Below are 22,797 nucleotides of genomic sequence, written 5' to 3' on the forward strand. Positions count from 1 at the left end.
TCGGTAGGTACCGGAGCGCCGGGCAGCGGCCCCGGTTTGTCGTGGAGACGCGGCGGGCTGAGCGGGGTGTCGAAAGCCTCTTCGGACAGGGCAGCGTAACCATGTCTAGAAGATCATCGGTAAGCCGTGTGCGGGAAAACCGCATGCACGGATTGAAAGGGGGATGGGGAAACGGATCCGCAACGCGGACACCGCGCCCCTGCCTACCAATGCTGCTCTCCGATCGCGACCTCAGAGCCGAAATCGCCGCGGGTCGACTGGGCCTGGACCCGTTCGACGATGCCTTGGTTCAGCCGTCCAGCATCGACGTCCGGCTCGACTCGCTGTTCCGCGTTTTCAACAACACCCGCTACACGCACATCGATCCCTCCCTGCAGCAGGACGAACTGACCAGCCTGGTGGAGCCTGCTGAGGGGGAGCCGTTTGTACTACACCCCGGCGAGTTCGTGCTCGGCTCGACCTTGGAGGTGTGCACGCTGCCCGACGACCTGGCGGGGAGGTTGGAAGGCAAGTCTTCGCTGGGCCGACTGGGGTTGCTGACGCACTCGACCGCGGGCTTCATCGACCCGGGATTCAGCGGCCACATCACGCTGGAGCTGTCCAATGTGGCAAACCTGCCGATCACGCTGTGGCCCGGCATGAAAATCGGCCAGTTATGTATCTTGCGACTAACCAGCCCATCTGAACATCCATACGGCAGTTCGCAAGTAGGCTCGAAGTATCAGGGTCAGCGGGGGCCGACACCGTCGCGCTCCTACCAGAACTTCATACGGTCCACCTAGCTGTGGCATAGCCTTCGGGTCCACAATCGAATTGCGATCATGTGCCGTGTGTCCCTCCGCAGACCGCTAAACCTTGGGAGGGGTTTTGGACGTCGTACTGGGGGTTTCGATGGCACCGTCGGCTGTGCGCATGGCGCTGGTCGAGGGTGAGGACGCTGACGGTGTCATAGTCGAAGAAGACAGTTTCCGCCTGCCTCGTGAGACGGCGGCCACCTGCGCGTCGGACCGGGTGATGGCCGCAATCCTGGGCACTCGCGAGGGTGCCGGTGAAGCGGGTCTGCGACTGTCCTCCGTCGGGGTTTGCTGGACCGATCAAACCCAGGCGGCCGCGCTACGCGATGCCCTGGCCGCACACAAAGTCGACAACGTGATGCTGGTCTCGGCGTTCCTGGCGGCGGTCGCGATGGGCCAAGCGGTAGGGGCTGCCGTCGGCTACGAGCGCACCGGTGTTCTGTTCGTCGAGCCCGAGAGCGCCACGTTGGCGGTGGTGGACAACCAGGACGGCTCGTTGTGCGACGTGCTGAACCAGCCGCTGGACGAAGACGACGACGCGGCCGTGGCCGAACTGGCGCAGCTGGTATCGACAGCGGAGTCGATGCGCCCGCGGCCGGATGGCCTCTACGTGGTGGGCTCGGGCGTCGACGTGCCCATGATCAAGCCGGTGCTGGACGCGGCCACCACCCTGACCATCAGCGTGCCTGAGGAACCCGAGATGGCGCTGGCCCGCGGTGCCGCGCTGGCATCGGGCAGTTCCCCGCTGTTCGCCGCCAGCACCGCTGCCCTGGCATATGCGCAGGATTTCGACGATATCAATGACGTGTCCGGGTTCGCGGACAGCGACGTCGCCGACGAGGACACTGGCCGGCGCAGGCCCGCGCTGCTGCTCGGTAGTGGCTTGGCGGTAGTTGCGTGCGCGGCCGCCGTTGCGCTGGAAGTGGCGCTGGCGATCACCATTCGCCCGACCGTTGCCCTGCAGCCCAAGCCGAACGAAAACCACTTCGTCGCCCCGATGGAGCCGGCGCCCGCGGCACCTGAGGTGGCCGCGCCGCAGCACAAGATTGATGTGCCGGCAGCACCGCACGCCGAGATTCCGCAACGACCGGCTCCGGCAGCTGCTGCTCCGGCCGAACCGGCACGAGTGGCGCCGGTGATCCCGGTACCGGCACCGGCCGCGCCGCCGGTGCGCGTTCCGGCCCTGCCCGCCCCGCGGGTACCGGACCCGGTGGTCCTTCCGCCAGCGATCCCCAACCTGGTACCCCGGGCCCCGGTAGCGCAAGTCCCCGTGCAGGTGCCGCGCCAGCAGCCTCAGCTGCCCGTCCCGCGCGCGCCCGTTCCGGCGACCCCGCCGCGCGTCGAGAATCCGATCCCGCGGGTGCCGATCATTCAACTCCCGCAGGCGCCGGTGCCCAGCCCGGGGCGGGGCCCGTTCGGCGGTGGTCCGGGTGGTCAGGGGCCTTTCGGCGGTGACGGTCCCGGAGGGCACGGCCCGGTCGGCGGTCGCGGCCCGGGTGGCCAGGGTCCCTTTGGTGGCGGCGGCCCGGGTGGGCACGGCCCGTTCGGCGGCGGCGGCGGTGGACCCGGTATCCAGGGCCCGTTCGGTGGCGGCGGCCCGGGTGGGCACGGCCCGTTCGGCGGCGGCCCGGGTGGCGGCCGCGGCGGCTTTGGCGGCGGGGGCGGCGGCTTCGGTGGCGGACACGGTGGCGGCGGAGGGCGTCATTAGTCCCTGCTGACGGAACCTGTGAGTTTTTCCACAAAGCAAACTCAAAGGGGTATGACACCGGTACACGGGTACCGTTGTATAGCGAGGGTTGGGGAACCGAAGAACCAGTTTGGGGGAGCTTTGGACACCGTACTTGGCGTGTCGATGGCACCAACAGCAGTTCGGATGGTGCTTGTCGAAGGCGAAAACGGCGACGGCGCCCTGGTCGACGAAGACAGCATCGAGGTCGCCGCCGACCAAGATGCCGACATGCGCGGTGCCGCCGATCAGGTGATCGCGGCGATACTGGGTACGAGGGAAGGCGCGGCCGAGGGCGGCTATCAGCTGGCCTCGACCGGCGTCACCTGGCGGGATCCGGCTCAGGCGGCGGCGTTACGCGACGCCTTGGCCCGTCGCAAAGTCGAAAACGTCATGCTGGTCTCGGCGTTCCTGGCCGCCGCCGCGCTGGCGCACTCGGTGGGTAACGAAACGAACTACGCGCAGACGGCACTGCTCTTCATCGAACCCGACACCGCGACGCTGGCCGTGGTCAACAGCGCAGATGGCTCGCTCGCCGACATCCATCGCGAGCCGCTGCCCGCGGACGACGACGCCGCGGTGGCACGGCTGGCCGACTTGGTGTCGACCGCCGAATCGTTGGAGACGCATCCGGACGCCGTCTTCGTCGTCGGATCGGGCGTCGACGTCCCCATGATCAAGCCGGCCCTCGACGCCGCCACCACGCTTCCGGTGACCCTGCCCGAAGAGCCGGAGACGGCCCTGGCGTGGGGGGCTGCGCTGGCCTCGGCGAACACGCCGTTGCTGTCGTCGTCGACCGCCGCGCGCGCCTACGCTCAGGATCCCGGCACCGGCGCCTACACGGCGTTGGGCCTCGACCCGGTCTACTTCGAAAGCGTGGATGCGACCGATGGCGCGCTGGCCTACAGCGCCGTTGCCGTCGATCAGGACGAGCCGCGGGCCGAAGGTCGGCGGCCACTGGGACTACTCGGCAGCGCGCTGCTGTCGATCTTTGTGCTCGGGGTGGCGTCGCTGGTCGTTTCGCTGGGGGTAAGCATGCGAAACACCTCGACCGCCCGGCCCGACCCGGGCCAGGCCCTGGTCGCCCCCAGTCAACCGCCGCAGGCTCCCGCGCCTGCACCACAGGCGCCGCAGGTTCCCGAGCAGGCTCCCGCGCCTGCACCACAGGCGCCGACGCCGCAGGTCCCCGAGCAGGCTCCGGCGCCCGCTCCGCAGGCTCCCCGGATACCCGTGGAAGTCCCGCAAGCCCCGGCGCCGGCACCTGTGCCCGCGGCACCCGCTCCGGTGCCGGTGCCCGCCGCTCCCGCTCCGGTGCCGGTGCCCGCCGCTCCTGCGCCGGTGCCGGTCCCTGTGCCCATACCCCAGCTGCCGCAGATCTTCACCCCGCAATTCCCCTTCGGCCCCGGCGTTGGTGGCGGCCGCGGCGACGACGACGAGGGCAGGGGACCCGGGAAGTTCCCCGGCGGCGGCAAAGGCGGCGGCGAGCGGGGCGGCAAGGGCGGCCGCGGCGGGTTCAACATCCCCGGTATCCCCGGCTTCTGAGCATCTGATTTCGCCGGGTAGCTGTCACCTGCCGTTCAGCGTCGCGATGCGGTTCGCTCATCGCGGGCACCTACACACGGTGGTATGCGATGCACCGTTTTCGGTACCGGCTATCTCGGCGCCACCCACGCTGTCGGAATGGCGGAGCTGGGACATGAGGTCGTCGGCGTTGACATCGACCCGGGCAAGGTCGCCAAGCTGGCCGGTGGCGACATTCCCTTCTACGAACCCGGCTTACGAAAGCTGTTGACTGCCAATCTTGCTGCCGGGCGGCTGCAGTTCACCACCGACTATGACATGGCGGCCGATTTCGCCGACGTCCATTTCCTCGGAGTCGGCACACCGCAGAAGAAGGGCGAATACGGCGCCGACATCCGGCACGTCCATGCCGTCATCGATGCGCTGGTGCCCCGGTTGACCAGGACATCCGTCCTGGTGGGCAAATCGACTGTGCCGGTGGGTACCGCAGCTGAACTGAGCCAGCGAGCCGCCGCGCTGGCACCCGCCGGGCTGGACGTCGAGATCGCGTGGAATCCGGAGTTTCTCCGCGAGGGCTACGCAGTACACGACACATTGCATCCGGACCGCATTGTGCTTGGTGTTCAACCGGATTCCTTCCGCGCCGAGGCCGTGGTGCGCGAGCTGTACGAACCGCTGCTGAACTCGGGTGTGCCGTTCCTGGTCACCGATCTGCAGACCGCCGAACTCGTCAAGGTCTCCGCCAACGCCTTTCTGGCAACCAAGATCTCGTTCATCAACGCGATCTCCGAAGTGTGCGAGGCCGCGGGCGCCGACGTCAGCCTGCTGGCCGATGCGCTGGGATACGACCCGCGTATCGGACGGCAATGCCTCAATGCCGGTCTCGGCTTCGGCGGCGGCTGCCTGCCCAAGGACATCCGGGCATTCATGGCCCGCGCCGGGGAGCTCGGCGCCAACCAGGCGCTCACCTTCCTGCGCGAGGTCGACAGCATCAACATGCGGCGCCGGACCCGCATGGTCGAACTGGCCACCGCGGCCTGCGGCGGATCCCTGCTCGGGGCGAACATCGCGGTGCTGGGCGCGGCCTTCAAGCCGGAGTCCGACGATGTGCGGGATTCGCCCGCGCTGAACGTGGCCGGCCAATTGCAACTCAACGGCGCTGCCGTCAACGTCTACGACCCGAAGGCGCTCGACAACGCGAACCGGCTGTTCCCCACGTTGACTTACGCGGTTTCGGTCGAAGAGGCCTGCGAGCGTGCGGATGCCGTTCTGGTGCTCACCGAGTGGCAGGAGTTCGTCGACCTCGACCCCGACGACCTCGCCGATCGGGTGCGGGCCCGCGTCGTCGTCGACGGCCGCAACTGCCTCGACGTGGGCCGCTGGGAACGTGCGGGCTGGCAGCTGTTCCGGCTCGGAGCGCGGCGCCCTACGCGGTGACGGGCTGCGGCACGTTACGCGGGCGGCCGTCGGCGCGCAGGAAGCCGCCGGTGCGTTGACGTCCCAGAATCTTGGTTGGCTGCCCGTGGCGGAACACCTCTCGGCCCGACACGAACACGGCTTGCACCGTGGCGTCGTTGCGATTCACCATCCGTGAAAGGCCGTCGTAGACCTCGACTTTCGCCTCGTGGTACTCGTCCAACGAGTCGTCGAGCCGTTGCGGGTCGACAATAACCAGGTCGGCCCAGTCGCCCACCCGTAGGTGACCGGCGTCCAATCCATACCAGTCGGCCAATTCACCGGTCAGCCGGTGCACCGCCTGCTCGACCGAGAGGAACGGGTGGCCCTGGCGCTCGGCGTCGCGCACATGCCTCAGCAGGCGCAACCCGCTGTTGTAGAACGCCATGTTGCGCAGGTGGGCGCCTGCGTCGGAGAACCCCACCTGCAAGCCGTGCATCCGGGCCAGTCGGCGCAGCATCTTCGGGCGGTGGTTGGAAATCGTTGTGCGCCAGCGGATCGCGGTGCCATGCTCGAGTACCAGGTCGAGGAAGGCGTCAACCGGATGCAGGCCACCGCGCTCCACGCCGACCTGACCGAACGATTTGCCCACCACCGACTCGTCGGGGCAGGAGACGATTTCTGCGTCGAAGAAGTCCCGCTGCCATGCACGCGGCGCGAACTTGGTGTCGTAATCCTTGCGGAACTGCCGGCGGTACTCCTCGTTGCGCATGAGTTCGTTGCGCTCGACTTCATCCTTGAGGTGCAGTGCGGCCGCCCCTGCGCCGAATTCTTCGAACACGACCAGGTCGATTCCGTCGGCGTACACCTCAAAGGGCACCGGTAAATGCTGGAAGCGGAAGTCGCCGCCGAACCGATTCACCAGGGCGGCCAATGCGCTCGTCAGCCAGATGGAGCCCGGCGCCGACTTCATGTCGGCAGCCGCCAGCAGGCTGGTCTTCAACAGAGGCCGACGAATCCCCAGTGACTGCAGCGCTTGCGAGACGATGTTCTGCGGGTGACTGATGTCCGGACCGGACTGCAGGACGCGGCCGGTGCGCCGCAACAACGACTTGAGCCGACGCAGCTCGCGGCCCGTGGCGTAAGTCGAGGGCAGCGTCCGGGACCGGCAGGTTTCCCCATCGATCTTGTCGAAAAGCAGCTGCTGGGAAGACATTCCGAGAAAACCGGCCTCCAGCGCGTCGTTCAGCATCTGCTCCATCCGAGCCTGCTCCGCGGCGGTGGGCGTGACGTCCTTGCGGGTCGCGCGATCCAGGCCCAGCACTGACGTCCGCATGTCGGAGTGACCGATGAAAGCTGTCACGTTGGGACCCAGCGGCAGCGATTCGAGTGCGTCGATGTACTCCTGCGGATTCGTCCACGACTTGTGCTCGCCGACGATGCGGACCACGTGCTCGTGCGGGATCGCTTCCACCCGGCCGAACAGGTCGGCGGCCTCGCTGGCATTGACATAGACGGTGGACAGCGAACACGATCCCATCACGATGGTGGTGACACCGTGGCGCACCGATTCCGACAGCGCGGGCGCCGCCAATATCTCAGCGTCGTAGTGAGTATGGATGTCGATGATGCCGGGCATTACCCACTTGCCCTCGGCGTCAATGACATTCGGACACCCCTCGGTATCGAGCGGGGTGGGGGAGAGGGCAGCCACGCGGCCGTCGCGTATCCCGATGTTGCGGATTGCCGAAGGCCCCCCGCTGCCGTCGAACCACCTGCCGTTGACGACCACTGCGTCGAAAGTCAATGTGACCACCTCACTGAGTGGACAGCTTACCTAGTCTGTCGATGCGATCGGCGTCCAGCACCGGCGCGACCCAGTCACGCAGACGCGCGCAGCGCGTCCCCGGTGCGGGGGCCATGTTACGGCCTCGGTATCTCCCGCTCGTAACCCGCCGTGCGTGTCAACGCCGCCTGGCCGCCGCGTTCAACCGGATCTCTATTCCGTCGGTATCCCTCGCCGGCTCACCGATTTCATCGATGACTTGCACCCCAAGGGTCCGGCCGGTTTCGGGATCGACGAACCTGAGCGGACCCCGGCCGTTTTGCAGGTGCTTGTCGCCCCACTGCACCAGCGAGAGGAACACCGGTAGCAGGTCCTTTCCGGCCGGGGTCAGGAGGTACTCGTCCCGCGCCCGTCTGCCCGGTTCGCGATAGGGCACTCGGGTAATGATTCCGGCTGCCTCCAGTTGCTTCATCGCCCGCGACACCGCTGGGGCCGACGTGCCGATCCTTTCCACGAAGTCCTCGAATCGTGTTGTGCCGTAGAAGCATTCGCGCACTACCAGGAATGTGGTCTTCGTACTCAACAGGTCGAGGACCTTCGCCATCGAGCAGCCGTCGCCGATCGACCACTTCTGCCGGTCGCGAAGTTTCTTCTCGAACTCCATGACGCACCTCACGTGACTAACGATTGCGTTATCCAGCATAGCGTGCTTGTATCTAGATAACGGAAACGTTAGTCAGATCAGCGGAAGGATTGAGGAGATGGTTTCGGTAGCCGACAAGGTGGTCGTGGTGACAGGGGGACAACGAGGGCTGGGTGCGGCACTGGTCGACGAGGTCCTGGCGCGCGGTGCGCGCAAGGTGTACGCCACGGCCAGAAGTGCTTTTACCGACGAGCGCCCACGGGTGGTGACCGGCGAATTGGAGGTGCGTTCCGCTGATTCCGTCGCCGCGTTCGCGCAAACAGCAAGCGACGCCGATATCGTGATCAACAACGCCGGCGTTCTGCTGCCGGAATCGTTGCTCACCGGAAGTTTCGATCACGTCACGGAGACCTTCGATATCAATGTTTTCGGACCGCTGCGTGTGGCGCGGGCGTTCGCACCCGTCCTCGCGGCCAACGGCGGCGGAGCGCTGGTCAACGTGCACTCGGTGTTGTCCTGGCTGGCCGGCAGTGGCGCCTATGGGGCTTCCAAGGCCGCGATCTGGTCGGTGACCAACTCGCTGCGTGTCGAGCTGGCATCGCAAGGAACTCAAGTCGTGGGTGTGCACGCCGGTTTCATCGATACCGACATGGTCGCAAACATCCCCGTGGAGAAAACGTCGCCGGCTGAGGTGGCCGCACGCATCGTGGACGGGTTGGAGGCGGGCGCGGCCGAAGTTCTCGCCGACGCCGTCACCGTCAACGTCAAAGCCTCACTGTCCGGCCCGGTGGAGAACTTGGCCTTCTCACTGGCGAAGTAGGAAATGCCATGCCATTGTGGACAATTCATCATTCGCCCGGAATCTTCACCGACGCCGAGAAGCACGAATTGGCATCTCGGATCACTGACCATTACGAGAGGGCCGGGCTGCCCCGGTTCTACGTGATCACGTTGTTCACCGAGACCAGTCCGGAAAACTTCTACGTCGGCGGTGAGCCGACCTCGGCGGGCATCAGGATCGTCATCGATCACATTGCCCGGCATTCGCAGAGCACGGAACACCGGCAGCGGATCACTCGGTGGATCAACGACATTGTGGCACCGTTGTTCGCCGGGAAGCCGGACCTGCACTGGGAATTCCACGTGGACGAGACCAGCGAGGAACTCTGGATGATCAACGGGTACGTGCCGCCTCCCGGTGGATCCGAGGCCGAAAAGGACTGGGCCCGCAAGAATGTCGTATCCGCCTACTAGACAATCGGTTCAAGCGCGGGCCAGCCGGCCGGCCAGTGGATGTCCTCGGAGGAGAGCCGGGGCATGCCGGCAGACGCGGGAAGGGACGGACAGCCCTCGACGTGACCGTGCAGCGCAACGTCAGTCATGACCTTTGCCGAACCATCGTCTCCTGCCCGACTCCGGCTCCTCTATCGGAGGAGACCCGCCGTACACGGGAGCCGGTGGCGACGGCACCGGGGGCACTGGGACTTCATACACAGTGGTCGGACCGATGGGCCGCGGCTCGTCGCGGCCCGGCGGCAAGACGTGCTCGGGTGGCGGTGGCGGACCCGGCGGCGATGGCGGACTCGGCACATGCACCGGGCCCGGCGCGGTAGGCGGTCGTCGCTCGGAGCGCAGCGCCCGTGCTCGCCAGTGCCAATATCCCGGTGCGTCGAAGGGAAACGGTACCCGTGGTGGCTGCCACTCGATTCTGGGCAGGTCAGGCGGGATGGACTCGGGTGGCCGGCCTAGTTGGCGCCCCAACTCGGTATCGATCACCGAGCGCGCTGCCGCCATCGCCGATTCGGCCGTCTCGTGGCGGCCGATCTCCCTGCCGCGAAACGTCACGATGAACGGGGGTTCGGGCGCCATCTTCTGATTATGTGCTTGATCGACGAGTAGCGTCACCCCAGTGGATTACGTGTCGGCTTATCTCGAAGAAACCCGGGTCCTCGGCGAACTGATCCGCGCGGCCGATCAATCGACGCCCGTGCCCACCTGTCCGGGATGGACGCTTGAGCAACTGTTCCGCCACGTCGGTCGCGGCGACCGTTGGGCCGCGCAAATCGTCCGCGACCGGATGGACAGCTTCCTCGACTTCCGCAGCGTCGAAGAGGGTACGCCGCCACCCGACGTCGATGACGCGATCTCCTGGCTGAACGGAGGTGCCCAGCGGCTGGTCGATGCGGTCGAGGCAACCGGAGCCGAAACACCGGTCTGGTCCTTCCTCGGGCCGCGGCCGGCCAATTGGTGGATCCGGCGACGGCTGCACGAGAACGCCGTGCATCGCGCGGACGCCGCGCTGGCCGTCGGTGCTGGCTTCACCCTGGAAGCCGAAGTGGCGGCCGACGGGATCAATGAGTTCCTGGAACGCATAGTGATCCAGGCGGGAAAGGACGGCACGGCACTTCCCCTGGAAGGAGGCGACACATTGCACCTGCACGCCAGCGATCCTGGTCTGGGCGAAGCCGGTGAATGGACGGTTGCCGTGGAGGATGTCGTCGTCACGTGGTCGCACGAACACGGAAAAGCGACGGTCGGGCTGCGCGGCGGGGCCACCGAACTGCTGCTGGCGATGACCCGCCGAGTCTCGCTCGCCGACGCCGGGATCGAGCTGTTCGGCGACGACGCCGTGTGGCAAAGATGGCTGGATCGCACGCCTCTCTAGACTTGCAGACCATGACTACATCGGAGATCGCCACCGTCCTGGCTTGGCACGACGCCCTCAACAGTGCCGACCTCGAAACCTTGGTCGGCCTGTCCAGCGACGACATCGAGATCGGTGACGCGCACGGAGCCGCGCAGGGGCATGCGGCACTGCGCCGGTGGGCGGGCTCGCTTTCGACCGCCGCGGAGCTTGGCCGGATGTATGTGCACGACGGGATCGTGGTGGTCGAGCAGACGATCACCGATCGCAACAAGCCCTTCAATCTGGCCACAGCGGCGTCAGCGTTTCGAGTGGTCCACGATCACGTCACCTCGGTGTTCCGGCACGCGGACCTGGCGTCGGCGTTGGCTGCTACCGAACTCACCGAGCGCGACCGGGTCGAGTGAAACTGAGGGGTCAACGATGCGCGGGATCATCTTGGCGGGCGGCTCGGGCACCCGTTTGTATCCGATCACCTTGGGAATCAGCAAGCAATTGCTGCCGGTTTACGACAAGCCGATGATCTACTACCCGCTGACCACGCTAATGATGGCGGGCATCCGCGACATTCTGCTGATCACTACCCCGCACGACGCGTCCGGATTTCACCGACTGCTCGGTGATGGAAGCCAATTCGGGATCAACCTGACCTACGCGGTGCAGGAACGACCGGACGGACTGGCCCAGGCATTCGTGGTCGGCGCCGACCACATCGGCGTTGACTCGGTGGCACTTGTGCTGGGAGACAACATCTTCTACGGCCCCGGTTTGGGAACGAATCTGAGTCGATTCCAATCCATCGACGGCGGCGCAATTTTCGCGTACTGGGTGGCCAATCCGTCGGCGTACGGGGTGGTGGAGTTCGATGCCGGTGGAATGGCGGTCTCGCTGGAGGAGAAGCCGGCCACCCCGAAGTCGCACTATGCGGTACCGGGCCTGTACTTCTACGACAACGACGTGATCGAGATCGCCAAGGGCTTGCGGAAATCGGCGCGCGGCGAGTACGAGATCACCGAAGTCAACCAGACTTACCTGAACCACGGGCGGCTGGCCGTTGAGGTGCTGGCCCGCGGGACGGCCTGGCTGGACACCGGTACCTTCGATTCCCTCTTGGACGCAGCCGATTTCGTTCGCACGCTGGAACTGCGCCAGGGGCTCAAGGTCAGCGTTCCCGAAGAGGTGGCGTGGCGGCTGGGCTGGATCGACGACGAGCAGTTGGCCCGGCGCGGCCAGAGCCTGGTCAAGTCGGGGTACGGCGACTACCTGCTGGAGTTGTTGGAGCGCAAGTGATTCGGGACCACCTAGGTGATTAATTCCCTACCGCTCGCCGAGTGTGCACCGGCTGCGCCGAGTGTGCGCTGGCGGCGGCGACACGCCGGGCGGCGCCCGCAGTGGTTGCACTCTCGGCTTGTCGGCTTGTCAGGATGTGACTGGGGGGGCGCCGGTGGACAGTTGTGAATTCAGGCCTCGATGCTCTCCCGACCGAACTGTGTGTGGCGGATCGATGATCACGGGGTGCAACCCGACCGGCGGCGCGCCGGACGGCCGAAGCAATTGACGGACGCCGAGTTGGTGTGCCTGGCCGTGGCACAGGCGCTGCTCGGCGCCCACAGCGAACACCGTTGGCTGCGAATGCGTTATGGCCTCAAGAGGTCGCTGATCGCCTACGACCACTGATCAAGTTGAAACTACTCACCTAGAACGACCCGAGATTCCCGGGCTGGCCGAGTAGCAGCCCGCCGGCGCCGGGATTGCCGGGCGTCCCGTCGCCGGATTTGCCGACGTTGCCGCCATTTCCGCCATTGCCGATCAGCACGGCGTTGCCGCCGTTACCGCCATTGCCTCCAGCGAACCCGCCGTTTGGTCCGGGGGTCCCACCGGCGCCGCCGGCACCGCCGTCGCCGAGCAGCCCGCCCTTGCCCCCGGTGCCGCCGTTGCCGCCGTAGCCGAAGAGCGTGCTGCTGACAAGGCCGGCGCCACCGCTTCCGCCAGCCCCGCCGGTACCGAATAGCGTGCCGCCGGCACCGCCGGCTCCGCCATTACCGCCAATGGCTATGCCAACGACTGAGCTGGCGAATCCGGCGCCGCCGGTGCCGCCCACCCCACCGTTGCCGAATAGGCCGCCGGCGCCGCCTTGGCCTCCGCTACCCCCTGTACTGGGTCCGTTGAGGCTGGCGCTTTGCCCGCCTGTTCCACCGGCCCCGCCGGCGCCGGAGATCAGCCCGCCGTTTCCGCCGGTGCCGCCGGCGCCGCCCATGGTGGTGCCGAACCCGCCGGTGCCGCCGACGCCCCCGTCGCCGAAGAGGGTGCCGCCGGCCCCGCCGGTGCCTCCCGCCCCGCCGGGACCGGCGCTACCAAGGCCGCCGGAGCCGCCGGCGCCACCACCGCCGCCGAAGAAGCCGCCCGCACCACCATTGCCGCCGGCTCCGCCGCCGACTAGCCCGGTACTGCCGATGCCGCCGGATCCGCCGGCCCCGCCGGCACCGAAGAGCATGCCGCCCCCGCCGCCGTTGCCGCCGACACCGCCGTTGAGTCCGCTCCCGCCGGTGCCGCCGGCACCGCCGTTGCCCAGCAGTAATCCGCCGGCCCCGCCGGTGCCGCCTGCTGCGCCAGTGCCGGTCGAGGCGGTGCCGCCGGCGCCGCCCGCGCCTCCGTTGCCGAACAGGCCGGCCGCACCGCCGTTGCCGCCTTGCTGGCCGGCTGCTAGTCCTGAGGACCCAGACCCGCCGGACCCGCCGTCGCCGAGTAACCACCCGCCGGGCGACCCGTTCAACCCCGACCCTGCCGCCGCGTTGGCGCCGTTGCCGATCAGCGGACGCCCGGTGAGGGCCTGGATGGGCGAGTTGACGGCGTTCAGCACAACCTGCTGCGCGTTGGCCGCTTCGGCACTGGCGTACGCGCCGGCGTTGCCAGTCAATAGCTGCACAAACTGAGCATGAAACTGCGCCACCTGTGCGCTGAGGGCCTGGTAGGCCTGCCCGTGCAGACCGAACATCGCAGACACCGCGGCGGAAATCTCGTCAGCGCCGGCGGCGAGTACCGCTGTCGTTGGAATTGCTGCGGCCGCGTTGGCTTCGCTGAGTACCGATCCGATACCGGCAACGTCGGATGCGGCTGCGGACAGCAGCACCGGCGCCACGCTGACAATGGACATGTACCCTCCCGACAGGTTGGGACCATGGTGGCGCTAACTCGGGCCCGCAGGTCACCAGGGACGGTGAATTCTTCATCGTATGCCCATCCGCGCACGCGGGGGCACTATTGGGCGAGGTCGTCCGGGCTTCTTGGAATCGCCTGAGTGACCGGCCTTACTGCCGGTAGCTGGCCAAGAAGTTTCCCAGGCGTTCTATTGCCGCCGCCAGATCACGTGCCCAGGGCAACGTGACGATGCGCAAATGATCCGGTTCGGGCCAATTGAAACCAGTGCCCTGGGTGACCAGGATCTTCTCCTGCAACAGCAGGTCCAGGACGAGTTGTTCGTCGTCGGTGATGTCGTAGACCTCGGGGTCCAACCGGGGGAAGGCATAAAGTGCCCCTTCCGGCTTGGTGCAGGAAACCCCCGGTATCTCATTTAGCTTGTTCCAGGCAACATCGCGCTGTTCGAGTAGGCGACCTCCGGGCAACACCAGGTCCTCGATGCTTTGATGGCCGCCCAGGGCGACCTGGATCGCGTGCTGCGCCGGAACATTCGGGCATAGTCGCATGTTGGCCAGCAGACTGATCCCCTCGATGAAGCTGCCGGCGTGATCCTTGGGGCCGGTGATCGCCAGCCACCCGGCGCGGTATCCGGCCACCCGGTAGGCCTTGGACAGCCCGTTGAAGGTCAAGCAGAGCATGTCAGGTGCCAGCGACGCCACGTTGATGTGCTTGGCGTCGTCGTACAGGATCTTGTCGTAAATCTCGTCGGCGAGCAGTAGTAGTTGATGCTTGCGCGCCAAATCGACCATCTGAGTGAGGATTTCGCGACTGTATACTGCTCCGGTCGGGTTGTTCGGGTTGATCACCACCAATGCCTTGGTGCGTTCGGTGATCTTGGATTCCAGGTCCGCGATGTCAGGTTGCCAGCCCTGGGTCTCGTCGCACAGGTAGTGCACCGGCGTACCGCCCGCCAACGAGGTCGACGCCGTCCATAGCGGGTAGTCCGGCGCCGGAATAAGCACCTGGTCGCCATTGTCCAGGAGCGCCTGCAGGGTCATCGTGATCAGCTCCGACACCCCGTTGCCTAGGTAAACGTCGTCGACGTCGAACCGGGGGAAGCCGTCCACCAATTCGTAGCGGGTGACGACCGCGCGGCGTGCCGGCAGGATGCCTTTGGAGTCGGAATACCCCTGGGCATAGGGAAGCGCCTGGATCATGTCGCGCATGATCACATCGGGCGCCTCGAATCCGAACGGCGCAGGGTTGCCGATATTGAGCTTGAGGATGCGGTGTCCCTCAGCCTCCAGTCGCGCGGCGTGCTGGTGCACGGGACCGCGGATCTCGTAGAGGACGTCCTGCAGTTTGGACGACTGCGCGAACACGCGCTGCCGGTGATGGCCGGAGGTGTGCGCGGGCAGCTGGTGCGTAGTCACGTCAACCATGGTCGCATCGCTGTCCACTGATATTTGCTGATCGGTGCAAGGTCTTGATCAGCGTTTGCCCGGCGGGCGTGCACCCTTGGCCAAACCCAGGCCCTTGACCGGCGCTGCAGGCGGCATCGGGTCGCCATTGGATTCAGCGGACGGTGCAGGCTCCGCCTTTGCTTCGGGCTTCGCATCGGCTTCCGCTTCCGGCTCCGGCTCGGCGGGCTTGGCCGGTGCTGGTGCTGCCGCAGGTGCTGCGGGTGCGCTCTTCTTCGCGCCCGGGCGTTTGGCGCCGGCCGCGATTCCCAGCCCCTTCACCGGCACTTCCGGTGTGGCCGGTTCGGCGGCGGCTTCAGCAGGCGCGGGCGCCGCCTGCGCCTTGGCCGGCTCCGCTGCGGGGGCCGCCTTCTTGGCGCCGGGACGCTTTGCGCCGGCGGCCAGGCCCAGACCCTTGACGGGAGCAGAAGGCGTGGCCGGTTCGGTCGCCGCAGCCTCCGCGGGCGCCTCGGTGGCTTTGCCGGCTTGGGCGGCCGGCGCCGCTTTCTTGGCCCCGGGTCGCTTGGCGCCGGCGGCCATCCCGAGCCCCTTGGCGGGGGCGGCCGGGGTGGCGGCTTCCACGGTTGCGGGAGAAGCGGCAGCTGCCGGTGCTTTCTTGGCTCCGGGACGCTTAGCTCCGCCTGCCAGACCCAGGCCCTTGACCGGCGCTGCGGGCGCCGCCGCGGCGGGCTTCTCGGTCGGCTCTTCTGCGGGTGCTTCCGCCGGGGCAGCGGCAGTGGCCTTGGGCTCGGCCTTCTCCACCCTGGCTGCCCGCTTTTCGGCTTCTTTCGCCGCCGTGCCCTTCTCCGGCAGCTTCACGCTGTCGCGGTCGAGCGAGGCGAGCAGCACCTGGGCCACGTCGAGCACCTCGACACCGCTGCGGCCGGCTTCCTCCTGGCGGTCGTTGACGCCGTCGGTGACCATCACCCGGCAGAACGGACACGCGACGGCGACGGTGGCGGCATTGGTGGCCAGCGCCTCGTCGACCCGCTCGTGGTTGATGCGCTTGCCGATGTGCTCTTCCATCCACATGCGGGCACCACCGGCACCGCAGCAGAAGCTGCGCTCGGCGTGGCGGGGCATCTCGGTGAGAGTGGCTCCGGCGGCGCCAATCAGCTCACGCGGAGCCTCGTACACCTTGTTGTGGCGTCCCAGGTAGCACGGGTCGTGGTAGGTGATCTCCTGGGAGACGGAATTCACCGGCACCAGCTTGTTGTCGCGGACCAGCCGGTTCAACAGCTGAGTGTGGTGCAGCACCGTGTAGTTGCTGCCGAGCTGGCGGTACTCCTTGCCGAGGGTGTTGAAGCAGTGTGGGCAGGTGACGACGATCTTGCGGTCGACGGTCTCGACGCCCTCGAACAGCCCGTCGAGGGTCTCGACGGCCTGCTGCGCCAGTTGCTGGAACAGGAACTCGTTGCCTGAGCGGCGTGCTGAGTCCCCATTGCAGGTCTCACCAGTGCCCAGCACCAGGTACTTGACTCCGGCGATGGACAGCAGTTCGGCAACAGCCTTGGTGGTCTTTTTCGCCTTGTCGTCATACGCGCCGGCGCAGCCCACCCAGAACAGGTACTCGTAGCCGTCGAAGCTTTCGACGTCTTCTCCGTAAACGGGGACGTCGAAGTCGACCTCGTCGATCCAGGCGGTGCGATCGGAGGCGTTCTGACCCCACGGGTTGCCCTTGTTTTCAAGGTTTTTGAACAGCACGGACAGCTCAGAGGGGAACTCCGACTCCATCATCACCTGGTAGCGGCGCATATCCACGATGTGGTCGACATGCTCGATGTCCACCGGGCACTGCTCCACGCAGGCGCCGCACGTGACACAGGACCACAGCACGTCCGGGTCGATGACGCCGCCCTGCTCGGCGGTGCCAACCAGTGGACGGGTGGCCTGCTCGGGACCGGAACCCATGATGCGGCCGAACCCGGACTCGGGCACATGGTGCTGCTCGGCGTGCTTCTCGCCGCGCAGCTCTTCGCCCACTCCACCCTCGGGGGTGCTTTCCAGCGGGGATTCCTTCTCACCGAGGATGTAGGGCGCTTTGGCCATCCAGTGATCACGCAGATCCATGATCACGAGCTTGGGTGAGAGCGGCTTCCCAGTGTTCCAGGCGGGACACTGGGACTGGCACCGCCCGCACTCGGTACAGGTGGCGAAGTCGAGCATGCCCTTCCAGGTGAAGTCCTCGATCTTGCCGCGGCCGAATTCGGCGTCGTCCGGCGGGTTTTCGAAGTCGATGGGCTTCCCGCCGGATTCGACCGGCAGCAGCGGTCCCAGGCCGTCAGGCAGCCGCTTGAAGATGACGTTGACGGGCGCCAGGAAGATGTGCAAGTGCTTGGAGTGCAGCACGATAAGCAGGAACGACAGCATCACGCCGATGTGCAGCAGCAGCGCGACGGTCTCGATGATCTCGTTGGTGTGCTGACCCAACGGATGCAGCAGCGAGCCCATGGCGTGGGAGAAAAACGCACCCTTGCCGTAAGGAAATTCGTCACCCAGAGCATTCACCGATGCGCCGCGGAAGATGGCGTAGGTCCAGATGACATTGAAGATCATGAACAGGATCAGCCACGCCCCGCCGGTATGCGAGCCGTAGAAACGGGACTGCCGGCCGTAATCCTTGGGCTCGGTACGCATCCGGATGATCGCGAACGTGACGATGCCGGTCAGCACGGCCAGGGCGAAGAAGTCCTGCAGGGCGCCCAGCGCGTCCCAGTGGCCGATAAACGGAAGCGCGAAATCTGGCTTGAACAACACCCCGTAGGCCTCGATGTAGACCGTGAGCAGGATGAAAAAGCCCCACATGGTGAAGAAGTGGGCGGCACCCGGTATCGACCACTTGAGCAGCTTGCGCTGACCGAACACTTCGGAGACCTGCGCCCAGATCCGGGCGCCGATGTCGTCGGTGCGTCCGCTCGCCGGTTGCCCCGACGTGACCAGCTTGTACAACCACCAGACTCGCTTCAGGGCCAAAAGGATTACGACCGCTGTCATGCCCATGCCCACTATGAGCCGGATGAGGGTCTGCGTGGTCACCGAAGGCCACCTCGATTCGTCGTCATTCAGATGCGATGAGGCGCGGGAGCGCCTTTGCTAGTCAACCAGCTCATACTGACATCTCCGGGACTCTGGCCGCGAGGTAGGCAAACCTAAGTTTGCGCAGATCACCAGCCCAGCTGAGCGCAATGTGATCAGGCGTACACGCGCGGTATCCCGCCGGTCGCAAGGGGCGGACCGCGCGCCGGGAAAACCTATGCGGATGCGCCCGCCACGCGTCGGGGTTCGCCAACGCGCCAGCAAGACCGGACGGTCAAATCAGCTGCATAACCGACGCCAAGTTTTTACATCGCAAGTTCAGATCCGATCCGGATCTATCGGAGGCTTGGAAGTGAGGGCGGCCACTTCGTAGGGGGCGCTCAGGTCTGGGGAACCAGCATGGAGCGCAGCATTGACAGCATCTCCGAGCGGGAGCCGGCACCAAGGCGACGCCGGATTCGGGCGACGTGATGCTCCACGGTTTTTGCCGAGATGAACAGCCGTCCTCCGATATCGCGGTAGGGCAGGCCGAGCAGCAGCAGTTCGGCGACTTCGCGTTCGCGGTCGGATAGCGGTGACCCTGACGGGGGTTGACTTGGCGTCGAGGCGGCGAGTTCTGACTGTCCGTCTGCGCCGGGCACTTCGGGGGAACCCGCGCCGATCTTGAGGTCCCGGGCCAGCTGAAGCATGGCGCCGGACACTCGCGGGTCGGATGTCTGCAATGCCGCCTGACCGGCGAGCCGGGTGGCGTCGGAGGTCAGCCCGACGTGCGCCAACGATCGGGCGGCCGCGCTGACCTCGTCGGCGTCGACATGATCGGCGAGCACTCGGAGCCAGGTCCGACCGGCACTCGAAAGAGTCTGTGCCAAGGAGCTTTGCGCAGCTGCCGCACTAAGTGCCTGTCCGTGTGGCGCGACGTACTCCGGTGAGTTGGCCAGGATGCCGGCGTGTACGCCTGCCCAGTGCAACGGGATTGACCACAGGGGCGGGTTTCCCAGTGAGCTGAGCAGCGCGAAGGCCTCTTCCAAGGTTTGGCGCAGTTGGTCCACCTGGCGCATGCGGGCGGCCGCAACCCAAAGCTCACCCACGGGCAACAGAGCGAACAAGTCGAGGGAATATTCCGCAAGCACCTCGACGGCTTTGTGCCAATACTTCTGCAGCGCACCGCTATCGCCGCTACGACGTGCGATGGCGGTCTGCAGTGCGGCAGCCCACAGTGCGTCGCGCCGGTGCAGATTCACATCGGCCACCGCGCCTACATCCGCGCTGGCCGCCGGCAGTTGACCTTCTTGCATCTTGATCCAGGCGCACAGCAACAGGTGTCGGTACTTGAACAAAGCTCTGTTGTCCGCACGCACCGCTCGTCCAATCACAGTGTGGGCACGCACCGGATCGCCACCGTGTATCGCGGCCAACGTGACCACGGCGGCGGGGCTGTCCGGGAATACGTCGTCGATAGGGTGTTCGACCGCTACGGACTGGCTGAGCTGCGCCATGGCCGCCTGATAGGAATGGTCAATGGTCAGCAGCAGGCCCTCAGCCAGACTTCGTGATGCGCGCGCGGCGATCGTGGGAGGACCGGAGTCTCTGAGCCGCACAGCGGCCTGTGCGGTCGCAAGGTCGCCCGTGGCAGTGAGCACGATCGCGCCGGCTGAGCCGACGACCGAATCCGGATAAGGACCCAGCCAGCTGAACAATTCGGCGGCGTGGCCGCTGTTGCCGTCGTGGGCCGCGATGCTGGCTGCGACCCGCACCGCCGCGGCGCGTTCGGTGAAATCCGCTGAGCCGAGAAGACTGTCGGCCAAGGATGCGGCGGCTACGCAGTCACCGCTGAGAGCGAGGGCCTCAGCCAGATGTGGGGTCAGGCCGGAGGCGCCGATGTGAATGGCCGCCCGGTACAACCTGGCAGCATGAGCGGCATCGTCGCGGATCTCCGCCGCCCGCCGGGACAGGATGGCGGCCAGCCGGTCGTCGCGGAGACCGTGTTCGGCCAGTCGCAACGCGAAGTCCGCAGACACCGTCGACATGTCCAGTTGTGAACGCAGTAGAGAGGTTTCGACCTCGCGGTGGTGGGCGTTGCCGACAATCTGAGCGACGCAGTCATGAACAAGCTGCAGAAAGGAGGGCGGGTGTGACGGATCTATGAGTCCGCTGGCGTATGCCCGATCGACCACTGCCCTGGCGTCTATGGTCGAAAGGTCAAGGGCCACAGCGATATCCGCAGCGCCCAGTTCTTGGGTCAACGACATGACCAGGAGCGCGTCGAGGTCGGGTTCGTCGAGCCGGCGCAATCGCTCGATTAACGCGACCCTGGCTGCCTCTGGCTGACTGCCCTGCGCTGCCGCCTGCACGAGAAATGGCAGACCTGCGGTGCAGTCCCGCTGATGGTCGGCGACCGGCAGCCGGCCCAGCACAATCCGCGGCCGTTCCCGCGCGATTGCCGTCGCCAGGGAGCGCAGCGCTGCGCGCTGCTCGTGAGGCTCGGCCGCGACCACAACGGTCGCGCGGAGATCGTCGACGCGCTCGTTGAGCTTGAGTAATTCGGCGTCGGAGAGGAGGTGGGCGTCATCGACGACGAAAGCCGCGTCGGGCGGATCATCGTTTCGCGGTGGACGGGTAAGCACCGGGATACCCGCGCGGAGCAGGCTGTCGCGGGCGGCGGCCAAGAGGGTCGTCTTGCCGGTGCCGATGCCCCCGACGACCATCGCCTTGACGGGCTCGGTTAGGGCGTTGGCAAGATCGTCGGCAAGCGAGTCGGTCAAAACGCATACTCCCTGTCTGCCGTGGCCGAGATCAGCGGCTTCTTCACCATAGCCGCCACAGCCCCGTAACCCCGTCATCCCCCTAATGCACGACCCCCTAACGATGCCCGGGGGTGGGCGGGGTTAGCACCGAACACAGGGGTCAGCTCAGCGGATAGCATCTTGCTAGTGCTGATCCAGGTGGGCGCGTGCCGCAGGGAGGTGGGTGATGGCAAACTCGCTGCTCGACTTCGTCATCTCGCTGGTGCGTGATCCCGAGGCCGCTGCACGCTATGCCGCCAACCCCGAACGGGCTATCGCCGACGCGCACCTTACGGACGTGACCAGCGTCGACGTGAACAATCTGATCCCGATGGTGTCTGATTCGCTGTCGATGGGGGGACCGACCGGTGCGGCTGCCGGAATGTCTGCGGCCGACCACGGAAATGTGTGGGCGAGCGGCGCGGCAACGGCGGCGCTTGATGCGTTCACACCGCACACCTCAACCGCTGTGGCGCCACACGGAATGATCGGTGGCGTGATCCAGCAGCCGGCGGCGCCTTTGCCGGCAGAAGTCCCTGCCGGTTCGCCTCCGACGACAGTCGGTCACCCCGAACCATCGACGCTGCTCGCCGGCGGTGAGGTGTCTGATATCGCGTTCGATCACGGCGGTTTCGCAGGTGGCGATCCCGGGATCTGGGACCACTCGGTGATTCATCCGGACGCCCACACGCACGATTCGCAGCCTGATCACCATGGCTTCGACGGCCATGGCCTGCAGGCCTGATTTCGAATCTCCAGCGTTCGGCATGGCGTGTGTGGCGGGCGGCTAGTAGGGTTTGACGTGCAGAAATGCTGTAAGCAGGGGTGTTTGCAGCGCGGGATTGGGGGCCCGCGCATTTCCCCTAATCCCCTAATGGGGCATCCCCGAGTATCCCGGTGGGGATTTCCCCGGCTGGGGGAACTGACCCCGATTTGGGGGCGGCGCGGAATCCATACGGTTGATGACAGAGCGCCGGTCACTTCGGCGAAAAACTTCACGGTTTCGATTGAAGGGAAAGAAGATGACCTCGCTGGTGGACTACATCCTGAGCCTGTTTCGCAGCGAAGAGGCAGCGCAATCTTTCGTCGCGGCACCCGGGCAGGCGATGACCAACGCCGGACTGATCAATGTTTCACCCGCGGAGGTTTCCTCGGCGGTGGCCAGCGCAGTCCCTGGTGTTCTTGTTTCCTCCGACGACCCGATCGGCGGATTGCAGCAGGCGGTGGCGGATCAGCACGGCTTTGCGATCCCGTCGGCGGATCCCAACGCCGTGTCCGCTTTCATCGCGCAAGATGCCGGACCGGTTCTCGGCAACGCCGGACTTGTCACAAACGATGCAGGCTTCGTTGCCTCTGATGCCGGCTTGATCGCCGCGGATGCAGGCGCCGGATTGGCTGGCGCCGTTGCGTCGGACGTCGGTGTGGGTCTGGCGAACGGTGTCAGCGCCGGACTCGTTGGACAAAGCGGGCTGGGCGTGCAGACCGGTCTTGTCGGTCCCACTCCCGGGCTCGCCTTCATCGAGCCGACCGGCGGCATTGGCGCCGGAGTCGGTGTCGGGGCCCAAGCCGGGCTCGAGGTTGGGTTTGGGCTCGAGGCTGGGATTGGCGCGCAGGTCGGGGGCGGACTGGGCGGCGGCGTGGGAACCGGTGTAGGCCTGGGCGCGCAGGCAGGTGTCGGCTTCGGTGTGCAAGCCGAGATCGGCGCGCAAGCCGGCGCCGTTGGAGGAATCGGTGGCGGTGCGGGCGTCGGTCTCGGTGGCGGCGTTGGCTTAGGCGGCCAGGTTGGCGGCGCGGTTGGTGCCGGTGGTCAGGTTGGTGGCGCGGTTGGTGCCGGTGGTCAGGTTGGTGGTGCTGTCGGCGGCGGGATCGGC

At 66.4% G+C, this 22,797-nt stretch carries 18 protein-coding genes and 1 pseudogene; 12 read left to right on the forward strand and 7 right to left on the reverse strand.

Annotated features, from left to right (window positions below; translation table 11 throughout):
- Positions 1–209: 209 nt before the first annotated feature.
- The 4 genes from dcd (at position 210) to ACX9NE_RS25400 (ending at position 5,478) form a co-directional block, all read left to right on the forward strand.
- Positions 210–782 carry a dCTP deaminase gene (dcd, locus tag ACX9NE_RS25385; protein ID WP_459364409.1) on the forward strand — a complete coding sequence of 191 codons (573 nt, stop codon included), beginning with the start codon at positions 210–212 and terminating at the stop codon, positions 780–782.
- Between the two features lie 85 nt (positions 783–867).
- Entirely contained in the window at positions 868–2,502 is a 1,635-nt protein-coding gene (locus tag ACX9NE_RS25390) for a DUF7159 family protein (RefSeq protein ID WP_459364408.1), read from the forward strand.
- Positions 2,503–2,622: 120 nt separating this feature from the next.
- A complete protein-coding gene (locus ACX9NE_RS25395; protein ID WP_459364407.1) occupies positions 2,623–4,062 on the forward strand; it encodes a DUF7159 family protein in 1,440 nt (479 codons plus the stop codon).
- Between the two features lie 84 nt (positions 4,063–4,146).
- A complete protein-coding gene (locus ACX9NE_RS25400) occupies positions 4,147–5,478 on the forward strand; it encodes a UDP-glucose dehydrogenase family protein (protein WP_459364406.1) in 1,332 nt (443 codons plus the stop codon).
- Here the strand turns inward: ACX9NE_RS25400 and ACX9NE_RS25405 are convergent.
- Both ACX9NE_RS25405 and ACX9NE_RS25410 read right to left on the reverse strand, forming a co-directional pair.
- Positions 5,468–7,243: an N-acyl-D-amino-acid deacylase family protein gene (locus ACX9NE_RS25405; RefSeq protein ID WP_459364405.1), complete on the reverse strand. Its 1,776-nt coding sequence runs from the start codon at positions 7,241–7,243 to the stop codon at positions 5,468–5,470. The two genes, ACX9NE_RS25400 and ACX9NE_RS25405, sit on opposite strands and share 11 nt — an antisense overlap.
- A 157-nt stretch (positions 7,244–7,400) precedes the next feature.
- Positions 7,401–7,886: a winged helix-turn-helix transcriptional regulator gene (locus ACX9NE_RS25410; RefSeq protein ID WP_459364404.1), complete on the reverse strand. Its 486-nt coding sequence runs from the start codon at positions 7,884–7,886 to the stop codon at positions 7,401–7,403.
- A gap of 97 nt (positions 7,887–7,983) precedes the next feature.
- Here ACX9NE_RS25410 and ACX9NE_RS25415 point away from each other — a divergent pair, with 97 nt between their 5' ends.
- Both ACX9NE_RS25415 and ACX9NE_RS25420 read left to right on the forward strand, forming a co-directional pair.
- Complete coding sequence (locus ACX9NE_RS25415) at positions 7,984–8,685, forward strand: SDR family oxidoreductase (RefSeq protein WP_459364403.1); 702 nt, start codon at positions 7,984–7,986, stop codon at positions 8,683–8,685.
- A gap of 8 nt (positions 8,686–8,693) precedes the next feature.
- The gene (locus ACX9NE_RS25420; protein ID WP_459364402.1) at positions 8,694–9,119 is read left to right on the forward strand and encodes a tautomerase family protein; all 426 of its coding nucleotides are present in this window, start codon (positions 8,694–8,696) and stop codon (positions 9,117–9,119) included.
- A gap of 120 nt (positions 9,120–9,239) precedes the next feature.
- Here ACX9NE_RS25420 and ACX9NE_RS25425 read toward each other — a convergent pair whose 3' ends face one another.
- Positions 9,240–9,734, reverse strand: coding sequence for a hypothetical protein (locus ACX9NE_RS25425; protein ID WP_459364401.1), 495 nt, complete (start codon positions 9,732–9,734; stop codon positions 9,240–9,242).
- A 40-nt stretch (positions 9,735–9,774) separates the two neighbouring features.
- Between ACX9NE_RS25425 and ACX9NE_RS25430 the strand changes: the two genes are divergently transcribed.
- The 4 genes and pseudogenes from ACX9NE_RS25430 to ACX9NE_RS25445 all read left to right on the forward strand — a co-directional run.
- Positions 9,775–10,530: a maleylpyruvate isomerase family mycothiol-dependent enzyme gene (locus tag ACX9NE_RS25430; protein ID WP_459364400.1), complete on the forward strand. Its 756-nt coding sequence runs from the start codon at positions 9,775–9,777 to the stop codon at positions 10,528–10,530.
- Between the two features lie 11 nt (positions 10,531–10,541).
- A complete protein-coding gene (locus tag ACX9NE_RS25435) occupies positions 10,542–10,916 on the forward strand; it encodes a nuclear transport factor 2 family protein (RefSeq protein WP_459364399.1) in 375 nt (124 codons plus the stop codon).
- Between the two features lie 16 nt (positions 10,917–10,932).
- On the forward strand, positions 10,933–11,799 hold the full coding sequence (gene rfbA, locus ACX9NE_RS25440) for a glucose-1-phosphate thymidylyltransferase RfbA (RefSeq protein WP_459364398.1): 867 nt from the start codon (positions 10,933–10,935) through the stop codon (positions 11,797–11,799).
- A 164-nt stretch (positions 11,800–11,963) separates the two neighbouring features.
- A pseudogene (locus ACX9NE_RS25445) lies at positions 11,964–12,141 on the forward strand (IS982 family transposase); the annotation flags it as partial.
- A gap of 64 nt (positions 12,142–12,205) precedes the next feature.
- Here the strand turns inward: ACX9NE_RS25445 and ACX9NE_RS25450 are convergent.
- The 4 genes from ACX9NE_RS25450 to iniR form a co-directional block, all read right to left on the reverse strand.
- On the reverse strand, positions 12,206–13,663 hold the full coding sequence (locus tag ACX9NE_RS25450; protein WP_459364397.1) for a PE family protein: 1,458 nt from the start codon (positions 13,661–13,663) through the stop codon (positions 12,206–12,208).
- Between the two features lie 154 nt (positions 13,664–13,817).
- Complete coding sequence (locus ACX9NE_RS25455) at positions 13,818–15,107, reverse strand: pyridoxal phosphate-dependent aminotransferase (protein WP_459364396.1); 1,290 nt, start codon at positions 15,105–15,107, stop codon at positions 13,818–13,820.
- Positions 15,108–15,137: 30 nt separating this feature from the next.
- Entirely contained in the window at positions 15,138–18,143 is a 3,006-nt protein-coding gene (locus ACX9NE_RS25460) for a (Fe-S)-binding protein (protein ID WP_459364395.1), read from the reverse strand.
- 380 nt (positions 18,144–18,523) lie between these two features.
- A complete protein-coding gene (iniR, locus tag ACX9NE_RS25465) occupies positions 18,524–20,848 on the reverse strand; it encodes an isoniazid response ATPase/transcriptional regulator IniR (RefSeq protein ID WP_459364449.1) in 2,325 nt (774 codons plus the stop codon).
- A gap of 265 nt (positions 20,849–21,113) precedes the next feature.
- On the opposite strand from iniR, the gene ACX9NE_RS25470 reads away from it, so the two are divergent.
- Complete coding sequence (locus ACX9NE_RS25470; RefSeq protein WP_459364394.1) at positions 21,114–21,671, forward strand: Rv0340 family IniB-related protein; 558 nt, start codon at positions 21,114–21,116, stop codon at positions 21,669–21,671.
- Between the two features lie 277 nt (positions 21,672–21,948).
- A partial coding sequence (locus ACX9NE_RS25475) for an IniB N-terminal domain-containing protein (RefSeq protein WP_459364393.1) occupies positions 21,949–22,797 on the forward strand: 849 nt, incomplete at its 3' end.

It is taken from the genome of Mycobacterium sp. ML4, from assembly GCF_054515735.1.

Excerpts from the sequence above, each read along its gene's own strand:
- dcd (WP_459364409.1), top strand. The coding sequence starts at position 210 with ATGCTGCTCTCCGATCGCGACCTCAGAGCCGAAATCGCCGCGGGTCGA.
- ACX9NE_RS25400 (WP_459364406.1), top strand. The coding sequence starts at position 4,147 with ATGCGATGCACCGTTTTCGGTACCGGCTATCTCGGCGCCACCCACGCT.
- ACX9NE_RS25410 (WP_459364404.1), bottom strand. The coding sequence starts at position 7,886 with ATGGAGTTCGAGAAGAAACTTCGCGACCGGCAGAAGTGGTCGATCGGC.
- ACX9NE_RS25415 (WP_459364403.1), top strand. The coding sequence starts at position 7,984 with ATGGTTTCGGTAGCCGACAAGGTGGTCGTGGTGACAGGGGGACAACGA.
- ACX9NE_RS25420 (WP_459364402.1), top strand. The coding sequence starts at position 8,694 with ATGCCATTGTGGACAATTCATCATTCGCCCGGAATCTTCACCGACGCC.
- ACX9NE_RS25425 (WP_459364401.1), bottom strand. The coding sequence starts at position 9,734 with ATGGCGCCCGAACCCCCGTTCATCGTGACGTTTCGCGGCAGGGAGATC.
- ACX9NE_RS25435 (WP_459364399.1), top strand. The coding sequence starts at position 10,542 with ATGACTACATCGGAGATCGCCACCGTCCTGGCTTGGCACGACGCCCTC.
- rfbA (WP_459364398.1), top strand. The coding sequence starts at position 10,933 with ATGCGCGGGATCATCTTGGCGGGCGGCTCGGGCACCCGTTTGTATCCG.
- ACX9NE_RS25450 (WP_459364397.1), bottom strand. The coding sequence starts at position 13,663 with ATGTCCATTGTCAGCGTGGCGCCGGTGCTGCTGTCCGCAGCCGCATCC.
- iniR (WP_459364449.1), bottom strand. The coding sequence starts at position 20,848 with ATGGTCGTCGGGGGCATCGGCACCGGCAAGACGACCCTCTTGGCCGCC.
- ACX9NE_RS25470 (WP_459364394.1), top strand. The coding sequence starts at position 21,114 with ATGGCAAACTCGCTGCTCGACTTCGTCATCTCGCTGGTGCGTGATCCC.